Source organism: Dactylosporangium sp. CA-139114, assembly GCF_050955725.1.
Taxonomy (GTDB): Bacteria; Actinomycetota; Actinomycetes; order Mycobacteriales; family Micromonosporaceae; genus Dactylosporangium.
In genome coordinates, this window is the sequence record NZ_CP192080.1 from 1,032,848 (window position 1) to 1,049,232 (window position 16,385).

At 72.6% G+C, this 16,385-nt stretch carries 14 protein-coding genes; 6 read left to right on the forward strand and 8 right to left on the reverse strand.

The features are described from left to right. Positions 1-41: 41 nt before the first annotated feature. Positions 42-1,001 (forward strand): helix-turn-helix domain-containing protein, encoded by a 960-nt coding sequence (locus ACQP2P_RS04715; protein WP_433613623.1) that lies wholly within the window; start codon positions 42-44, stop codon positions 999-1,001. Between the two features lie 2,652 nt (positions 1,002-3,653). Here ACQP2P_RS04715 and ACQP2P_RS04720 read toward each other — a convergent pair. Continuing rightward, positions 3,654-4,472: an aminoglycoside N(3)-acetyltransferase gene (locus ACQP2P_RS04720; protein WP_433613625.1), complete on the reverse strand. Its 819-nt coding sequence runs from the start codon at positions 4,470-4,472 to the stop codon at positions 3,654-3,656. Between the two features lie 86 nt (positions 4,473-4,558). Between ACQP2P_RS04720 and ACQP2P_RS04725 the strand changes: the two genes are divergently transcribed. Genes ACQP2P_RS04725 through ACQP2P_RS04735 form a run of 3 tightly spaced genes read left to right on the forward strand, consistent with a single transcriptional unit; the run spans position 4,559 to position 6,965 of the window. Continuing rightward, entirely contained in the window at positions 4,559-5,392 is an 834-nt protein-coding gene (locus ACQP2P_RS04725; protein ID WP_433083420.1) for a sugar phosphate isomerase/epimerase family protein, read from the forward strand. Between the two features lie 26 nt (positions 5,393-5,418). Next, on the forward strand, positions 5,419-6,492 hold the full coding sequence (ychF, locus tag ACQP2P_RS04730) for a redox-regulated ATPase YchF (RefSeq protein WP_433613628.1): 1,074 nt from the start codon (positions 5,419-5,421) through the stop codon (positions 6,490-6,492). Between the two features lie 8 nt (positions 6,493-6,500). Then, positions 6,501-6,965 (forward strand): phage tail protein, encoded by a 465-nt coding sequence (locus tag ACQP2P_RS04735; protein WP_433613630.1) that lies wholly within the window; start codon positions 6,501-6,503, stop codon positions 6,963-6,965. 330 nt (positions 6,966-7,295) lie between these two features. On the opposite strand, the gene ACQP2P_RS04740 is transcribed toward ACQP2P_RS04735, so the two are convergent. Next, positions 7,296-7,613, reverse strand: a complete 318-nt coding sequence (locus ACQP2P_RS04740) for a pterin dehydratase (RefSeq protein ID WP_350611762.1) — start codon at positions 7,611-7,613, stop codon at positions 7,296-7,298. A gap of 215 nt (positions 7,614-7,828) precedes the next feature. Here ACQP2P_RS04740 and ACQP2P_RS04745 point away from each other — a divergent pair, with 215 nt between their 5' ends. Continuing rightward, entirely contained in the window at positions 7,829-8,212 is a 384-nt protein-coding gene (locus ACQP2P_RS04745; protein ID WP_433618977.1) for a (deoxy)nucleoside triphosphate pyrophosphohydrolase, read from the forward strand. A 23-nt stretch (positions 8,213-8,235) separates the two neighbouring features. Next, on the forward strand, positions 8,236-8,721 hold the full coding sequence (locus tag ACQP2P_RS04750; RefSeq protein WP_433613632.1) for a DUF1990 family protein: 486 nt from the start codon (positions 8,236-8,238) through the stop codon (positions 8,719-8,721). Between the two features lie 34 nt (positions 8,722-8,755). On the opposite strand, the gene ACQP2P_RS04755 is transcribed toward ACQP2P_RS04750, so the two are convergent. The 6 genes from ACQP2P_RS04755 to ACQP2P_RS04780 all read right to left on the reverse strand — a co-directional run bounded on the left by ACQP2P_RS04755 (position 8,756) and on the right by ACQP2P_RS04780 (position 16,300). Next, the gene (locus ACQP2P_RS04755; protein WP_433613634.1) at positions 8,756-9,745 is read right to left on the reverse strand and encodes a succinate dehydrogenase/fumarate reductase iron-sulfur subunit; all 990 of its coding nucleotides are present in this window, start codon (positions 9,743-9,745) and stop codon (positions 8,756-8,758) included. Further along, positions 9,745-11,610: a fumarate reductase/succinate dehydrogenase flavoprotein subunit gene (locus tag ACQP2P_RS04760; RefSeq protein ID WP_433613636.1), complete on the reverse strand. Its 1,866-nt coding sequence runs from the start codon at positions 11,608-11,610 to the stop codon at positions 9,745-9,747. The genes ACQP2P_RS04755 and ACQP2P_RS04760 overlap by 1 nt, the downstream gene beginning before the upstream one ends. 9 nt (positions 11,611-11,619) lie before the next feature. Continuing rightward, positions 11,620-12,441 carry a hypothetical protein gene (locus tag ACQP2P_RS04765; protein WP_433613638.1) on the reverse strand — a complete coding sequence of 274 codons (822 nt, stop codon included), beginning with the start codon at positions 12,439-12,441 and terminating at the stop codon, positions 11,620-11,622. A gap of 378 nt (positions 12,442-12,819) precedes the next feature. Continuing rightward, positions 12,820-14,199, reverse strand: a complete 1,380-nt coding sequence (locus tag ACQP2P_RS04770; protein WP_433613640.1) for a TldD/PmbA family protein — start codon at positions 14,197-14,199, stop codon at positions 12,820-12,822. Between the two features lie 316 nt (positions 14,200-14,515). Then, positions 14,516-15,952 (reverse strand): TldD/PmbA family protein, encoded by a 1,437-nt coding sequence (locus ACQP2P_RS04775; protein ID WP_433613642.1) that lies wholly within the window; start codon positions 15,950-15,952, stop codon positions 14,516-14,518. A gap of 63 nt (positions 15,953-16,015) precedes the next feature. Next, a complete protein-coding gene (locus ACQP2P_RS04780) occupies positions 16,016-16,300 on the reverse strand; it encodes a 4a-hydroxytetrahydrobiopterin dehydratase (RefSeq protein WP_433613644.1) in 285 nt (94 codons plus the stop codon). Positions 16,301-16,385: the final 85 nt, after the last annotated feature.

Consider the following 16,385-nt stretch of genomic DNA (forward strand, 5'->3'; position numbering starts at 1 on the left):
CCCTCTCGTCACGGGCGGCGGCCGTTCGTAGGCTGGCGATCATGTCGGAGGACACGGAGCTGCTGGACCCGGCCGAGCAGAGTGTGTACCGGCTGCTGGTGCGCCTGGCGGTCGCCGGCGCCGACGACCTCGCCGACCGCGCGGACATCCCGGCCGCCGAGGTCACCCGGCTGCTGGAGTCGCTGCGGGCCAAGGGCCTCGCGCGCGGCGGCCCGATCTTCGAGCCGCTGCCGCCCGACGTCGCGCTCGGCGACGCCCTCCTGCGCCGGCAACGCTCGCTCGACTCCGCGCGGCGGGTGGTGGCGGGGCTGACGGAGGAGTACCGCGAAACCTCCCGGCGGCGCATCGCCGACCATCTCGTCGAGATCGTGGTGGGCGCCTCGGCCCTGCGCGAGCGGCTGCGGGACATGCAGGAGTCGGCGCAGGAGGAGATCCTGTGGTTCTGCCGCGTGAACCCCATCGCGATGGCCGGCCCCGACAACACCGAGGAGTCCTCGGCGCTGGCGAGGGGGGTTCGGTACCGTGCGATCTACGAACGCGCCCTCGTCGAGATGCCCGGCGAGCTCGACGGCATCGCCGCTTCGGTGCGCCGGGGCGAGCGCGCACGGGTGGTCGACGCCCTGCCGGTCCGCCTCGCGATCGCCGACCGCACCGTGGCACTCTGCCCGCTGGTCCCGGACCGCGACCGCGGCCTGGTCGAGCCGACGGCGGCCCTGATCCGGCGGGGCGAGCTGCTGGACGCGTTCGTGGCCCTGTTCGAGGCGACGTGGGAGCGGGCCACCCCGCTGCTGTCCGGCGATGCGGAAGCAGGCCCCGCCGGGGCGGACCGGCTGCTGTTGTCGCTGTTCGTGGCCGGGTTCCCGGACAAGTCGATCGCCTCGCAGCTGGGGGTGAGCAAGCGCACCGTGCAGCGGCGGTTGGAGCGGCTGATGGCGACGGCCGCGGTGGACACTCGGGCGGGGCTGGCCTATGAGGCGGGCCGCCAGGGCTGGCTCACTTGATCTGTCGTGCTCGGCGCGGTCCTTCTGTTTCGTGGCCGGCGCGGGGGCGGCGTCGCGAGGTCGCCGTGGGACGTTGTTTCATGGCCGGCGCGGAGCCTCCGTTTCGTGGCCGGCGTGGGGGCGCTGTCCCGAGGTCGCCGTGGGGTGTTGTGTCGTGGCCGGCACGGTCCCTCTGTTTCGTGGCCGGCACGGAGCCACTGTTTCGTGATCGGCGTGGGGCGTTGTTCCGTGGCCTGCGGGGCTCACGGCCTGGTGGCGTTGTCTCGTCGCCGGCACGCCTGACGACGTCGGCGGCCGTGGATGCGAGGGCGGGGTCTGGCGTGTGAGCCGGCGCGGCGACTCTGGAAGGCGTGGCATCTGTCCGCTTGACGCCGCGGATGTCCACATCGCGCCATGTCCGGATTAGGGCACAGGCCGGACATGTCGCGAGAATGCCTCGGGATTCAGACTTCTCGGTCGGGTGGCTCGGACGATCCCCCCCTCAACTGTCCGGTCACCCATGCCCGGGCCGCGCGTCGTCGTTCAGCCCTCCACCTCAGCGACGCCGCGCGGCCCACCCAGCTCCTCGGCTCACCGCGTACCGCCCGGAGCGATCGCCCACGCATCCAACCGCCCCGCCCGCGCTGCGTCTGTCCGCTGCGTCTGTGTGCTGCGTCTGTGTGCCACGTCCCCGCCGCCCCTGCGCCGTGCCCGCGCTCCCGCGCCGCTTCCGAGCCGCCTCCGCACCCGCGCCCGCGCGCCGTGCGCGGTGCGTCGCGCCCGCGCGCCGTGCGCCGCGCCGCGTCCGTGCGCCGCGCCGCGTCCGTGCGCCGCGCCGCGTCCGTGCGCCGGTTCCGCATCCGTGCGCCGGTTCCGCGCCCGCGGCGTGCCCCCGCTATGCGCCGCGTATGAGCGCCGCGCCCAGCCTTCGCGTCCGCGCCCTGTGCGCTGCGTCCGTGTCTCGCACGCTGCACGCTGCACGCTGCACGCCGCGCCCGCGCCGTGCGCTGCGCCCGCGCCGTGCGCTGCGCCCGCGCCGTGCGCTGCGCCCGCGCCGTGCGCTGCGCCCGCGCCGTGCGCTGCGCCCGCGCCGTGCGCTGCGCCCGCGCCGTGCGCTGCGCCCGCGCCGTGCGCTGCGCCCGCGCCGTGCGCTGCGCCCGCGCCGTGCGTCCCGTCCGCGCGCCGGGCTCCCCGTCTGCGCGCCGCGCCCGCGCCGCCCTACGCGCTGGGCCGCCCCACGCGCCGCGCGGCGCCCCACGCGTCCGCGCGCCGCGCCATGCGCTGCGCCCGCCCATGCGTCCCGTACGCGCGCCGTGCTCCGCGCCTGCGCGCCGCGCCCGTGCGCCCGTGCCGCCCCCCACGCGCCGCGCCGCCCCGCGCGTCCGCGCGGCGCCGCCCGCGCGGCGCGTCGCGCCTGCGTCCGTGCATAACGCCGCCCCCGTGCCACGTCCGCGCCATGCGCTGTGCCTGCGCCATGCATCCCGTCCGCGCGCCGTGCTCCGCGTCCGCGCGCTGTGCCTCCGCGCCCAGCCGCGTCCGCGCCCAGCCGCCGCGTCCCCGCCCCGGGACCCCGCGCGCCCCGTGTCCCGCGCCCCGTGCGCCGCGCTCCCGCGCGTCCCGCGCGGCGGCGCCCGCGCGGCGCGTCGCGCCTGCGTCCCGTGCGGAGCGCCGCCCCCGTGCCACATCCGCGCCATGCGCTGCGCCTGCGCCATGCATCCCGTCCGCGCGCCGTGCTCCGCCGTCCGCACGCCGCGCCCCCGCGCCCAACCGCGTCCGCGCCCCATGCCCGCGCCCCGGGCGTCCCGTGCGCCGCGCTCCCGTGCGTCCCGTGCGCCGCCCACGCGCCATGCGCTGCGCCGCGCCGTGTGCCCGCCCGCCCCCGCGTGGTCGCGTCCGCGCGTCGCCCCCGCGCCCGCGCGTCGCCCCCGCGTCCGTGCGTCGCCCCCCGCGTCCGCGTGCCGCCCCGCGTCCGCGCCCGCGCGTCGCCCCCGCGTCCGTGCGTCGCCCCCCGCGTCCGCGTGCCGCCCCGCGTCCGCGCCCGCGCGTCGCCCCCCGCGTCCGCGTGCCGCCCCGCGTCCGCGCCCGCGCGTCGCCCCCGCGTCCGTGCGTCGCCCCCCGCGTCCGCGTGCCGCCCCGCGTCCGCGCCCGCGCGTCGCCCCCCGCGTCCGCGTGCCGCCCCGCGTCCGCGCCCGCGCGTCGCCCCCGCGTCCGTGCGTCGCCCCCCGCGTCCGCGTGCCGCCCCGCGTCCGCGCCCGCGCGTCGCCCCCGCGTCCGTGCGTCGCCCCCCGCGTCCGCGTGCCGCCCCGCGTCCGCGTGCCGCCCCGCGTCCGCGTGCCGCCCCGCGTCCGCGTGCCGCCCCGCGTCCGCGCCCAGCCGCCGCGTCCCCGCCCTGCGCCCCGCGCCCACGTGCCGCCCCGCGTCCGCGCCCAGCCGCGTCCGCGCCCAGCCGCCGCGTCCCCGCCCTGCGCCCCGCGCCCGTGTTGCGTCCGCGCCCAGCCGCCGCGCGCCGAGCCCGAGCCCGAGCCCGCGCTCGCGCCGCGTCCGTGCGCCGTGCTGCGCTCGCGCCTCGCGCCTCGCACCCTGTGTCGGCGCGCCACGGCCCCACGTCCGCGCCCGCGCGCCGCGTTCGTGTGCCGCACGGACGTGTGACGCGTGGGTGCGCGGTGTGGCGCGTCAGGTGGCGTTTGCGGCCCGCTGAGACAGCCACCGAGCGCCGAAGTCGACCAGCTCGCGTTGTCGCATCAGGCGGGCCGTCCCGGCGCCCACGGGGCCGACGCGCTCGGCTCCGGTGATGGTGGCGAAGTCCTTGGCCAGGGGCTCGAAGAGCGAGGTGTCGTCGTCGAGCTCGCGATAGGTGACCCAGCGGCGAGCTCCGTCCACGAGGACGGGGGAGCCCTGGCGGTGGTAGGACTTCGGGGCGTCCGCGCGGTACTCGGCCAGGTGCAGCGAGGTGTTGTTGTCGTGTCCGACGCCGAGCAGGAGGACCCAGGCGTCGGCCTCGTACAGCTTGGCCAGCGGGGAGGACTCGCCCAGGCCGTCGTCCAGGTCGTGGTCGGCGGTGAGGTGCTCCGCCAGGGGGCCGAGGGCGGCGAAGGAGACCGTCGGGTGGGCGCTGCGCCGCGTGCCGGGGAAGGTGCGGAAGCATTCGGCGATCGCGCCCATGTAGGCCGTTGGCGTGGTGCGCGGGTCGTAGGCCGGGGTCTCGGCGCGGATGGTCTCCCACCAGGACTCGGGGACCGGGGGGTTGCCCCAGTCGGCGGGCTCGGTCAGGTGGCGTGAGTGGGTCGGCATGACGAGGGTGCCGTCGGGGCCGAGCGCCTCCAGCAGGGCGAGCACCACGGCGTGGGCGCCGCCGGCGACCCAGCCCAGCCTCGACAGGGAGGAGTGGGTGATCACGGTCGCGCCGGGGGGCAGGCCGAGGGTGAGCAGCTCGGCGGCGATGGTGCTGATCGTGCCGGGGCGGGTCGCGCGGGCTACGGCATCGGCTTCCATCGGCCCATCATCGCCGTTGGCAGAGGGGCGGCCGGCTTCCCGACCGTGCTCGGCGGGTTTCGTGTCGGTGTCACAGAATGTTGGGCATGGTGCGATGGACGCTGTCCGGGTTCGGGGATGAGATCGATGCGGATCCGGCGGTACAGCTGCCGGTGCTTCTGGCTCTTGGGGCCCGGCACATCGAGGTCCGTAGCGCGTGGGGGGTCAACGTCGCCGAGCTGGGCGACGAGGACGTGGTGCGGCTGGCCGACGTGCTCGCTCGGCACGGGGTCGGGGTCTCGGCCGTCGCCTCGCCGATCGGCAAGTGCGGGGTCTTCGACGATCCGGCCGTCGAGCAGGCGCGGCTGGAGCGGGTGGTGTGGGTGGCCCGGAGGCTTTCCGCACGGTACGTCCGGCTGTTCTCCTTCTACCGGCCCGACGGCGTCGCGGCCGAGGACGTGCGCGACACGGTGCTGCGGCGGATGCGCGGGTTCGCCGACGTGGCCGAGCGGGAGTCGGTCGTGCTCGTGCACGAGAACGAGAAGGCGATCTACGGTGACACGCCCGGCCGCGTGCTGGACCTCGTCGAGTCCGTCGGGTCGCCGGCGCTGCGGGTCGCGTGGGACAACGCGAACTTCGTCCAGGTGGGCGTGCGGCCCTTCAGCGAGGGTTATGCGATGCTGCGGCCGTTCATCGAGTACCTCCAGGTGAAGGACGCCCGCGCCGCCGACGGCATCGAGGTGCCGGCCGGGGCCGGGGACGGGCAGCTGGCCGAGACGCTGACCGCGCTGCGCGACGACGGCTTCGCGGGGTTCGCCTCGCTCGAGCCGCACCTGTCCGATCCGGCCTTCCCGGACGTGCTCTCGGGGCCGCGGCGGTTCGGGGAGGCGGCCCGGGCGTTCCGCGCGCTGACCGATGAGCTGGGGATCGAACTGGGCTGAGGGCGGGTTGCGTAAGCTGACATGTCGTGGCACTCAGCATCGGCATCGTCGGCCTGCCCAACGTGGGCAAGAGCACCCTGTTCAACGCCCTGACCAAGGGTGACGCGCTCGCGGCGAACTATCCGTTCGCGACCATCGAGCCCAACGTCGGCGTGGTCGGGCTGCCCGACGCGCGGCTCGGGCGGCTGGCCGAGCTGTACGACTCGCAGAAGGTCATCCCGGCGCCGGTGTCGTTCGTCGACATCGCCGGCCTGGTGCGCGGGGCCTCGAAGGGGCAGGGGCGCGGCAACGCCTTCCTGGCCAACATCCGCGACGCGTCGGCGATCTGCCAGGTGGTGCGGGCGTTCTCGGACCCCAACGTGGTGCACGTCGACGGCAAGGTCTCGCCGCGCGACGACATCGAGACGATCAACACCGAGCTGATCCTCGCCGACCTGCAGACGATCGAGAAGGCGCTGCCGCGGCTCGAGAAGGAGGCGAAGGTCCGCAAGGAGCGCTCCGGCGTCGCCGCGGCCGCGAAGGCCGCCTCGGAGCTGCTCAACGAGGGCAACACGCTCTACGCGGCCGGTTTCGACGTCTCCGAGCTCGGTGAGCTGCACCTGCTGACCGCGAAGCCCTTCCTGTACGTCTTCAACGTCGACGAGGCCGGCCTGTCCGACGAGGCCTTCCTCGGCGAGCTGCGGGCCCTGGTCGCCCCGGCCGAGGCGATCTTCCTCGACGCCAAGATCGAGTCCGAGCTCACCGACCTCGACGAGGAGGAGGCCCTGGAGCTGCTGGCCTCGATCGGGCAGCCGGAGCCGGGCCTGCACCAGCTGATCCGGGTGGGGTTCCGGACGCTGGGGCTGCAGACGTACCTCACCGCCGGGCCCAAGGAGGCCCGCGCCTGGACGATCCCGATCGGGGCCACGGCTCCCGAGGCGGCCGGCGTCATCCACTCGGACTTCCAGCGCGGCTTCATCAAGGCCGAGGTGGTGTCGTTCGAGGACCTGATGGCGGCGGGCGCGATGAACGCGGCCAAGGCCGCGGGCAAGGTGCGCATCGAGGGCAAGGACTACGTGATGCAGGACGGCGACGTGGTCGAGTTTCGCTTCAACGTCTAGGAGCACACGTGACGTACGTCGTCGACTTCGAGAACGTCTCCACCGCCGGGCTGGAGTCGTCGCCCGTGGCCGAGGCCCTGGCCGGCCTGCGCGCCAACGAGGCGCGCTACTTCAGGAACAAGTACGGCCACGTCTTCGCGGTCGAGCCGGCGTCGGAGGCGGCGGATGCGGTGGAGTACGTGCACCGCATCCTGCGCGAGGAGCGCGACCTCGCCATCGGCTCCGAGCCGCTGGAGGCGACGTCCTTCGAGGTCGAGGGCATCCGCTGGACCTACGTGTTCTACCGCTCGGGGCTGGCCGTCAACGTGCTCTACACGCTCGAGTCCGGCCAGAAGCGCGCCGTGGGCTTCAAGCTCTCCGACGGGATGGACGTCCCGGCCGAGCTGGCCGAGCGCTTCAAGTTCGCTCGTCAGCGGTCCAAGCTGGCCGGCACCATTCGCGGCTCGTTCTTCGTCATCAAGGGCGAGTACTGACGCCGGCTCGCGGGCGGCGCGCCCCGTTCGCCCGCCGTGCGCGGAAGCCGACCGCGGCGTCGCAGTAGGCGCGGGAGTCGCGGTTGGGGACGGCGGAGTAATTGCGCAGGGCCATGGGCCATCTATCACTGCGGCACCGTCGGAGTGGGTGCCGCCCTTGTCTTTACCTTGAACCGCGCATATACGAAAAGTCGGATATGTCGTGGCGCGCCAGCGCCCGGCATATCCGCCCGCCGGGAAGCGTGTGCCTGGTGCGGTCTTGGCACTACGGGCGTCGGGATTCCTGGCGGGAGCTACGGTCCGCCGCTGACGCGGCCCGAGCAAGAAATTTTATGCCGCTCCGGCAATGATGTTCTTGTACAGATCCTCGATGCGCGCGGCCAGCGTGACCTCGCCCGGGGACAGGTCCGACTCGTCGCTGCCGGGCACCCGTAAGCGGATCTGCGTGCGGCCGTCCAGGCGGCGGACGTCCGGGCGGACACCGACCGCGTCGGCGACCACTTTCATTCGCTCGGTGAGTGCCGCATGCTGGGAATCGTCGAGATGCAGCGTCCGGCGGATCTCGCCGCCGTCGTGCGTCCAGCCTTGCAGTAAGGCCAGCGCATCGCTGAGATAGTCACGGTGATCGTCGCTCCACCGGGCCCGCATGTCGACCTACCCTCCCACGGCATCGTTGCCGGCTTGTGGCCGATTCGAAGCCTGCCCGTCATCAACGGTGTCTGCAAGTCTGACGAGCAACCGGTGGATCTGTCCACGGCCACTCTTCCCGCGTCTGGTGAACAACAGGGCAGAGCCCGCCACCGGAACTTCATCTGGATCTGGCACCCTGGTTGCCCGTGCAGACCGAACGGTTGATGCCACGGATCATCGTCGGCGCGGCGATCATCGCGAATGGGCGGGTTTTGGCGTGCGAGCGCGCCCAGCCGCCCGAAATGGCCGGAAAGTGGGAGTTCCCCGGGGGCAAGGTCGATCCGGGGGAGACCGAGGTGCAGGCGCTGGTCCGCGAGTGCCAGGAGGAGCTCGGCGTCGACATCGCCGTGGGCGAGCGCGTCGGGGACGACATCGCGATGCTGAACGGGACCGCGATTCTGCGGGTGTACGTCGCGACGCTGCTCAACGACGCGCAGCCGCTCCCGCTCGAGCACAGCGACCTGCGCTGGCTGGGTGCCGCAGAGCTCGACAGCGTGCCGTGGCTGCCCGCCGACGCGCCGATCGTGCACGCGCTGGAGCCCCTGCTGCCCTCGTAGGCGGCGTTGTTACCTTCAACCGCGTGGATGTCACCTACGCCGAGGTCGGCGCGACGCGCGAGGGGCCGCTGCCGGCCGGCTATCTGCATGTGACCCGGCGGGTCCGTCTCACGGCGGGGTTCGCCGAGGCGGCCGAGGCGCTCGCGCACTGGCGGCCGCAGCGCGGGGCGGGGCTGCGGGTGCGTACCGACGCGGAGCGGGCCGGGCTCGGGGTCGAGTTCGCCTCCGGCATCGGGGCGGGGCCGCTGCGGCTGTGGGTGCCGTGCAAGATCGTGTGGATCGAGGATCGGGCCGACCGCTTCGGGTTCGGGTTCGGGACGCTCCCGGGGCACGTGGAGACCGGCGAGGAGGCGTTCCTGCTCTCCACCGACGCCGAGGGCGCCGTGTGGTTCGAGGTCCGGGCGTTCAGCCGCCCGGCGAAGTGGTGGACGAAGCTCGGCGCGCCCGTGGCCCGGCTGGTGCAGGCCCGGGTCACGGACAGGTACGTGGCCGCGATGCGGGACCTCTGACCGCCGGTCGAGGCCCCGCATCGCGAACCGCGAGCTAGTGCGCGTCCGGGTGGTTGTACCGCAGCTTCTCCGGCGGCAGCGGGAACTCCTGGTCGTCGCCGAACGGGGAGGCCGCGGCCGCCCGGTCGAGGTAGAGCTCGGCCACGGGGAGCTTGCCGTCGGCGCCCACGGAGGGGTCCTGCGGCACGGGGCCCTGCTGGTGCCAGTGCGAGGCCGTGTCCGCGGCCGCGCCCGTCGGGCTCGACGCGTGGGCCAGGGCCGGCTCGTCCAGCTGGTCACGGCGGAAGATCTTGCGCCCAAGCCAGGTCACCGGGTCGTACCTCCGATCGACAACGCGTTCCTTCATGGGAATGATCGCATTATCAGTGATCTTGATGTGCTCCGGGCAGACTTCGGTGCAGCACTTGGTGATGTTGCAGTAGCCGAGGCCCTGCTCCGCCTGGGCCATCTCCTTGCGGTCGCCGCGCGCGTCGAGCGGGTGCATGTCCAGCTCCGCGGCCCGGATGAAGAAGCGGGGACCGGAGAAGGCCCGCTTGTTCTCCTCGTGGTCGCGGATCACGTGACACACGTTCTGGCACATGTAGCACTCGATGCACTTGCGGAACTCCTGCGAGCGCTCGACGTCCATCTGCTGCATGCGGTACTCGCCGGGCTCGACGCCCTTCGGCGGCGCGAAGGCCGGCATCTCCCGGGCCTTCTGGTAGTTGAAGTTGACGTTCGTGACCAGGTCGCGGATCACCGGGAAGGTGCGCAGCGGGGTGACGGTCACGGTCTCGTTGTCGCCGAACGTCGACATCCGGGTCATGCAGCCCAGGCGCGGCTTGCCGTTGATCTCCATCGAGCAGGAGCCGCACTTGCCGGCCTTGCAGTTCCAGCGCACCGCGAGGTCGGGCGTCTGGGTGGCCTGGAGGCGGTGGATGACGTCGAGCACGACCTCGCCCTCGTTGACCTCCACCTGGAAGTCCTCGAGCCGGCCGCCCGTGTCGTCGCCGCGCCAGACGCGGAAGTGGCGCTTGGTACCCATCACAGCTCCTCGTCGGTCATGTACTTGGCCAGCTCACTGCGCTCGAACAGGGCCTGCAGCTCCGGACGCATGACCGGCAGCGGCTTGTGCTCGAGCCGGACGTCCTCCCCGTCGAGCGAGCAGACCAGGTTGACCTTGCGCCAGGTCGGGTCCATCTTCGGGTGGTCCTCGCGGGTGTGCCCGCCACGGGACTCGGTGCGCTCCAGCGCCGCCTTCGCCGTGCACTCGGAGACGATGAGCATGTTGCGCAGGTCGAGCGCCAGGTGCCAGCCCGGGTTGTAGCGCCGGCCGCCGGTCGCGCCGACCTTCTTCACCCGCTCCTTGAGCTCGGCCAGGCGCACCAGCGAGTCGCGCAGCTCGCCGTCGCGGCGGATGATGCCGACCAGCGTGCCCATGATGTCCTGCAGCTCCTGGTGCAGCGCGTACGGGTTCTCGCCGCCCTCACCGCGCTGCAGCGGGGCCAGCGCCGTCTCCACGGCCGCCTCGACCGCCGCCGGGGTCGGCTTGCGCCGGCCGGTCTCGGTCGCGTATGCCGCCGCGTGCTCGCCCGCCCGCTTGCCGAACACCAGCAGGTCGGACAGCGAGTTGCCGCCGAGCCGGTTGGAGCCGTGCATGCCGCCGGAGACCTCGCCCGCCGCGAACAGCCCGGGCACCGCCGCGGCCGCCGAGTCGGCGTCGACCTCGACCCCGCCCATCACGTAGTGGCAGGTCGGGCCGACCTCCATGGGCTGCTTGGTGATGTCGACGTCCGCCAGCTCCTTGAACTGGTGGTGCATCGAGGGCAGCCGCTTGATGATCTGCTCGGCGGGCAGGCGGCTGGCGATGTCGAGCAGCACGCCGCCGGCCGGGGTGCCGCGGCCGGCCTTGACCTCGCTGTTGATCGCGCGTGCGACCTCGTCGCGGGGGAGCAGCTCGGGTGGGCGGCGGTTGTTGTCCGGGTCGGAGTACCAGCGGTCGGCCTCCTCCTCGGTCTCCGCGTACTGCTTGCGGAAGACGTCGGGGACGTAGTCGAACATGAACCGCTTGCCGTCGGTGTTGCGCAGCACGCCGCCGTCACCGCGGACCGACTCGGTGACCAGGATGCCCTTCACCGAGGGCGGCCACACCATGCCGGTCGGGTGGAACTGCAGGAACTCCATGTTGATCAGCGTCGCGCCGCTGCGCAGGGCGAGGGCGTGGCCGTCACCCGTGTACTCCCACGAGTTCGACGTGACCTTGTAGGACTTGCCCACGCCGCCCGTGGCCAGCACGATCGCCGAGGTCTCGAACAGCACGAAGTCGCCGGACTCGCGGTAGTAGCCGAACGCGCCCGCCACCGCGCCGTTCTCGATGAACAGCTCCGTGATCGTGCACTCCTGGAACACCCGGATGCGCGCCTCGTAGTCGCCGTGCGCCGCGTAGTCCTCCTGCTGCAGCGAGACGATCTTCTGCTGCAGCGTGCGGATCAGCTCCAGGCCGGTGCGGTCACCGACGTGGGCCAGCCGCGGATACTCGTGGCCGCCGAAGTTGCGCTGGCTGATCTTTCCGTCTTTCGTACGGTCGAACAGCGCGCCGTAGGTCTCGAGCTCCCAGATTCGCTCCGGGGCCTCCTTGGCGTGCAGTTCCGCCATGCGGAAGTTGTTCAGGAACTTGCCGCCGCGCATGGTGTCGCGGAAGTGCACCTGCCAGTTGTCGTTCGCATTGACGTTGCCCATGGCCGCGGCGGCGCCGCCCTCGGCCATGACCGTGTGCGCCTTGCCGAACAGCGACTTCGAGATGATGGCGGTCTTCTTGCCCGCGAGCCGGGCCTCGATGGCGGCCCGCAGCCCGGCGCCGCCCGCACCGATCACCACGACGTCGTAGGTGTGTCGCTCGATGTTCGTCATCGGGGGGTCCTAATTCCAGATTCGAAGGTCGGTGATCCAGCCCGCGGACACGGCCATGATGTACGCGTCCGTGAGGATGACCGTGAACAGCGACGTCATCGCGAACGTGCCGTGCCGGGTGTTGAGCTTGGAGATCAGCGTCCAGAGGCGGTAGCGCACCGGGTGCTTCGAGAAGTGCTTGAGCCGCCCGCCCATCACGTGCCGGCAGGCGTGGCAGCTGGCGGTGTAGCCGGCCAATGCGAGCACGTTGACGACGATGATCAGCGATCCGAGCCCGATGCCGAAGCCGCCGTCGGTGCCCTTGAACGCGTGGAAGGCGTCCCAGACGTTGATCAGCAGGATCAGCGACGCCACGTAGAAGAAGTAGCGGTGCGAGTTCATGAAGACCAGCGGGAAGCGGGTCTCGCCGCTGTACTTCTTGTGCGGCTCCTGCACGGCGCACGCCTGCGGTGACAGCCAGAGCGAGCGGTACCCGCTCTTGCGGTAGTAGTAGCACGTCACCCGGAAGCCGGCGACGAACGGGAACGCGGCCAGGCCCAGCGGGAGCCAGCGCGGGAACGCGCCGAAGGGGGTGCCGAAGTGGCTCGAGCCTTTGATGCAGGAGTCGCTCAGACACGGGGAGTACAGCGGGGTCAGGTATCCGTGCTCCCCGACGAAGTACCACTTCGCCATGAAAATCCGGATCGTCGAATAGACGATGAAGAACAGCAGAATCGCCGCGATGGACAGCGGGTAAGTCCGCCACCCGTCCGTCCGCAATGTCTTGGCGCCGATCGCTGCGCGGGGCCCCGCGCCCGAAACTGACCGAGGCCGTGTAGGCGTGGTCGTCATGGTGAGTACTCCCTGGACGGGCTGGTGAAGAGTTCTCTGATGTACCGATCTGTGGTCGGTGCACACGTTACGCCCGATCCCGCAGCGACGTGCGTTGGGAGTCTTGCGTGTGCCGACTCGATACCGAAAGACCTTCGCCGAAAGCCTGTTGCCCGTTGTGGAGAACTTCACTCCTGGCGCGGTGACCACGCCATTCGCATGATCCTAACTTTGGATAGGTTTACCTAAGTTGGCGCATTGTCCGCTACTTGGCGTCCCGGGGTTAGGACGCCGTGTGGTTGGCGCTTTGCCTTTCCGTCGTTCGACTTGTCGGCGCTTTGACCCGGCCGCCGTCGCCTCGCCGGTTTGGCGGGCCGGGTTTTGCGTCGCGAAGAATCCTCAGCCCGATGCGCCCCCGGTGTAATTCCACGATGCCAGCCGCAGCGCCGGCGCCACGAATCCCGCTTCCGCCCACGGCCCGGGCATCTCCACCGCGTGCGAGCCGATCCCGAGCACGGCTCCGGGGCCGAGCGCCTGCGCGTAGGACTGGGTGAAGCGGAAGTTCCGGACCGGGGTCGTGATCCGGCCGTCCTCGATGAGCCAGACGCCGTTGCGGGTGAGCCCGGTGACGACGAGCGGCCGCGGGTCGAGCACCCGGGTGTAGTGGTTGTCCGTCACGAGCAGCCCGCGCTCGACCCCGGCGACGAGCGCCGCGACCGTCGAGTCCGTCGCCGGCCCGTCGACCTCCTGCGGGGCCGGCCCCTCCGCGGGCAGCAGCCGCAGGCTCGACGGGAGCGCCCCGAAGCTGGCCCCGCCCGGGATCGCGTGCCCGGTCGACTCCGCCCCGCCCCCGGCCCGCGCCGCCGTCCGGCGATCGTGCACCACCCCGCTCGACACGCCCCGGTCCACGAGCACCACCCGCCGCCGCGGAGTGCCCTCGGCGTCGAACGGCGTCGCGGTCGCGTCCGGCTGCGACGCGTCCTCGACCAGGGTCACCGAGGGGTCGAACTGCGCCTCCCCGACCTGCAGGAACGACTGGCGGTCGAGAACCATCTTGGCGTTGAAGCCGTACATCGCGAGCATCTGCAGCACGTCGGAGACCGCGGCCGCCTCGAGCACCACCTCGTAGCGCCCCGGCGGCAGCTCCACCGGGTCGACACCGGCCCGGGCCTTCGCGGCCGCCCGCGCCCCGAGCACCGCGCCGTCGATGTCGCCCAGGCGCACCGCGGCGAGCCGGGCCAGCCCGTCGGAGCTCGAGGTCCGCGCGATGCCGTCCATCGCCGCGCTCGTCCGCGCCGCGGCCAGGTGCTGCCCGGCCGAGTTCGCGTAGACCACGCGGGCCGCGGACGTCCGGCAGTACCCGGCGGTGTCGAGCCCCTCGGCCTGCGCCACGAAGGCCCGCACCCGGGCGGCCCGATCGTCCGGCGACGCCCGCGCGGTCTCGTCGTCCACGTTGCCTGTGAACGCGAGCGGCTCCGGCGGCGCGAGCCCGGGCCACGTCGGATCGGCGGGCGCAAGCCGCATCGAGGCGACCGTGCGCCGCACGAGATCGTCGAGCCCGTCGAGCACCGTCGTCGAGGCGCTGGCCGTGCGGCCGTCCGCGTGCAGGCGCAGCCGCACCCCGGTGATCTCGTCCGCCACGTTCTGATGAATGTACGACCCGGCGAACCGCGTCAGCGCCAGCTCCTGCCGCTCGACGGTCACCTCGGCCTCGATCCCGGTGCCGACCAGCTCCAGCACCCGCTGGGCCAGGTCGGTCTCCGTCGCCGTCACGCTCATCCCCGCACCCCTACGCACGTGTCCAGATCCGTCACGTTCCCGTTCCCGCTGACCGGCGGGGTCTTCCTCGCATTGCGCTGTCCCGCGCTGCGCTCTCCCGCGTTGCGCTGTCCCGCACCGCGCTCTCCCGCGTTCCGTTCGCGCGCGCCGTGCATCGCGGGGCCGCTCGCGTTCCGCGTCGCCCTCGTTGTCGTCGCGTTCGTCGCGACGGGCCGGGCGTTTCGCGGGCTCCCGTTCGGCGGTGCTGGGAGTGGGCCGGTTTGGCCGGTGTGGTGGTGGCGGGTTCCCGCCGGGTTCATGGTGCCGCTCGGGGGCGTCATCCGCGGACTCCCACCCGGACGTTCTGGAAGCGGGCCGCGGCGGCCGGGTGGCCGGTGTGGCCGATCTGGCCCGGCTGACCCTTGCCGCAGTTCGGGGTGCCCCAGGAGACGGTCTCCGAGCTGAGCATGTCCATCGAGCCCCAGAAGCGGGGGCCGATGCCCGTGTAGGTCGGGTTGCGCAGCATCCGCCCGCGGCGGCCGTTCTTGATCTCCCAGCCGATCTCGCAGCCGAACTGGAAGTTGAGGCGCTTGTCGTCGATCGACCAGGAGCGGTTCATGTCCATGAGCACGCCGTCCTCGGTCGCGGCGATCATCTCGTCGAGCGTGTGCGGGCCGGGGAGCAGGCCGACGTTGGTCATCCGGACCATCGGCAGGCGGGCCCAGCCGTCGGCGCGCACACTTCCCGCGTAGTCCAGCCCCGCCACCGCGGCCGAGTCGCGACCGGCGAGCGTGCCGACCCAGATGCCGTCGCGGACCGCGTACCGCTGCTGAGCCGGGGTGCCCTCGTCGTCGTAGCCGAACGACCCGAGCGCACCCGGGATCGTGGGGTCGATGGTGATGTTCATGAGCTCGGAGCCGTACCGCAGCTGATTGATCTTGGCCAGGTCCAGCCACGACGTGCCCGCGAACGCCGCCTCCCACCCGAGGATGCGGTCGAGCTCGATGGCGTGCCCGACGGATTCGTGGATCTGCAGGGCCATCTGCTCGCTGCCGAGGATGAGCGTCGTCTCACCCGCCGGGCACTGCGGCGCCGTCAGCAGCGCCCGCGCCTCGTCGGCGATGCGAGCCGCGTGCGCCGTGAGGTCCAGCTCGTCGACGATCTCCCAGCCGCGCGTGCCGTACTGCCCGCGATAGGACGGATACGACCGCCGCTGGGTCTCGCCCTCACCGACGACCGTGGCCGAGATGCCCGCCCCCGACTCGCGAATGTGCTGGTCGATGCGGTGCCCCTGCGACGAGACGAACCACTTGCGCGTGTCCCAGATCTGGTAGAGCCCCTCGGCGATATCTGCGCCGGCCTTGTGCGACTCCGCGGTCGCGGCCGTGAGCAGATCGCCCTTGACCGACAGCGCGACCCCGAGCGGGTCCACCTCGCACGCGCTGGCCCAGGAGTCCACGCGCGCCTCGACGCCGACGAGGTCGACCGCCGGCCCCGGCACCGTGGCCGAGGCCCGCGCGATCGCCGTAGCCCGCTCGCCCGCGCGCTTGGCGGCCGCGGAGCCCAGGTCCGGTATCGCGAAAAAGCCCCAGCTCGAACCCACCAGTGCCCGCACACCGACGCCTGCGTCCTCGTCCTGGCTCAGCTCCTCGATCTCACCGTTGCGAGCGGTCATCGACTCGGAGCGGCGGTGCATCACGCGGGCATCGGCATACCGGGCGCCGGCTGCGAGAGCCGCCTCCACCGCCGCGGTCGCCACGTCGAAGTGGGTCATGGTTGGACCCTACCGAGGGGGTATGACACTTTGGGCGGACACGACCCTACGTCGATGTCTTGGCTACCCGATCAACTCGTTGATCTGCCGCGCCAGCGCGAGATCCTTCTCGGTCACCCCGCCGACCGAGTGGGTGAAGAGCCGGAAGGTGAGCGTCCGCCAGCGAATGTCGATCTCGGGGTGATGGTCGGCCGCCTCGGCCACGTGCGCGACCTCGGCGACCAGCCGGATACCGTCGAGGAACGAGGGCGCGGTCACCGAGCGCTCGATGCCGCCCGAGTCACCGGACCAGCCCGGGAGCTCAGCGAGCGCGGCGGAGACGTCGTCATTGCCGAGTACGACAGCCATGCCCCGAACCTACTCCCGCCGCGGACGACTGCGGAGTCCGATCGCCCGGGACGGCGAGCATGAAGCGCGACCACGGGGGTGAGGC

Coding starts and splice junctions, on each gene's coding strand:
- ACQP2P_RS04715 (WP_433613623.1), top strand. CDS start 42: ATGTCGGAGGACACGGAGCTGCTGGACCCGGCCGAGCAGAGTGTGTAC.
- ACQP2P_RS04720 (WP_433613625.1), bottom strand. CDS start 4,472: ATGGAAGCCGATGCCGTAGCCCGCGCGACCCGCCCCGGCACGATCAGC.
- ACQP2P_RS04725 (WP_433083420.1), top strand. CDS start 4,559: ATGGTGCGATGGACGCTGTCCGGGTTCGGGGATGAGATCGATGCGGAT.
- ACQP2P_RS04740 (WP_350611762.1), bottom strand. CDS start 7,613: ATGCGGGCCCGGTGGAGCGACGATCACCGTGACTATCTCAGCGATGCG.
- ACQP2P_RS04755 (WP_433613634.1), bottom strand. CDS start 9,745: ATGGGTACCAAGCGCCACTTCCGCGTCTGGCGCGGCGACGACACGGGC.
- ACQP2P_RS04760 (WP_433613636.1), bottom strand. CDS start 11,610: ATGACGAACATCGAGCGACACACCTACGACGTCGTGGTGATCGGTGCG.
- ACQP2P_RS04765 (WP_433613638.1), bottom strand. CDS start 12,441: ATGACGACCACGCCTACACGGCCTCGGTCAGTTTCGGGCGCGGGGCCC.
- ACQP2P_RS04770 (WP_433613640.1), bottom strand. CDS start 14,199: ATGAGCGTGACGGCGACGGAGACCGACCTGGCCCAGCGGGTGCTGGAG.
- ACQP2P_RS04775 (WP_433613642.1), bottom strand. CDS start 15,952: ATGACCCACTTCGACGTGGCGACCGCGGCGGTGGAGGCGGCTCTCGCA.
- ACQP2P_RS04780 (WP_433613644.1), bottom strand. CDS start 16,300: ATGGCTGTCGTACTCGGCAATGACGACGTCTCCGCCGCGCTCGCTGAG.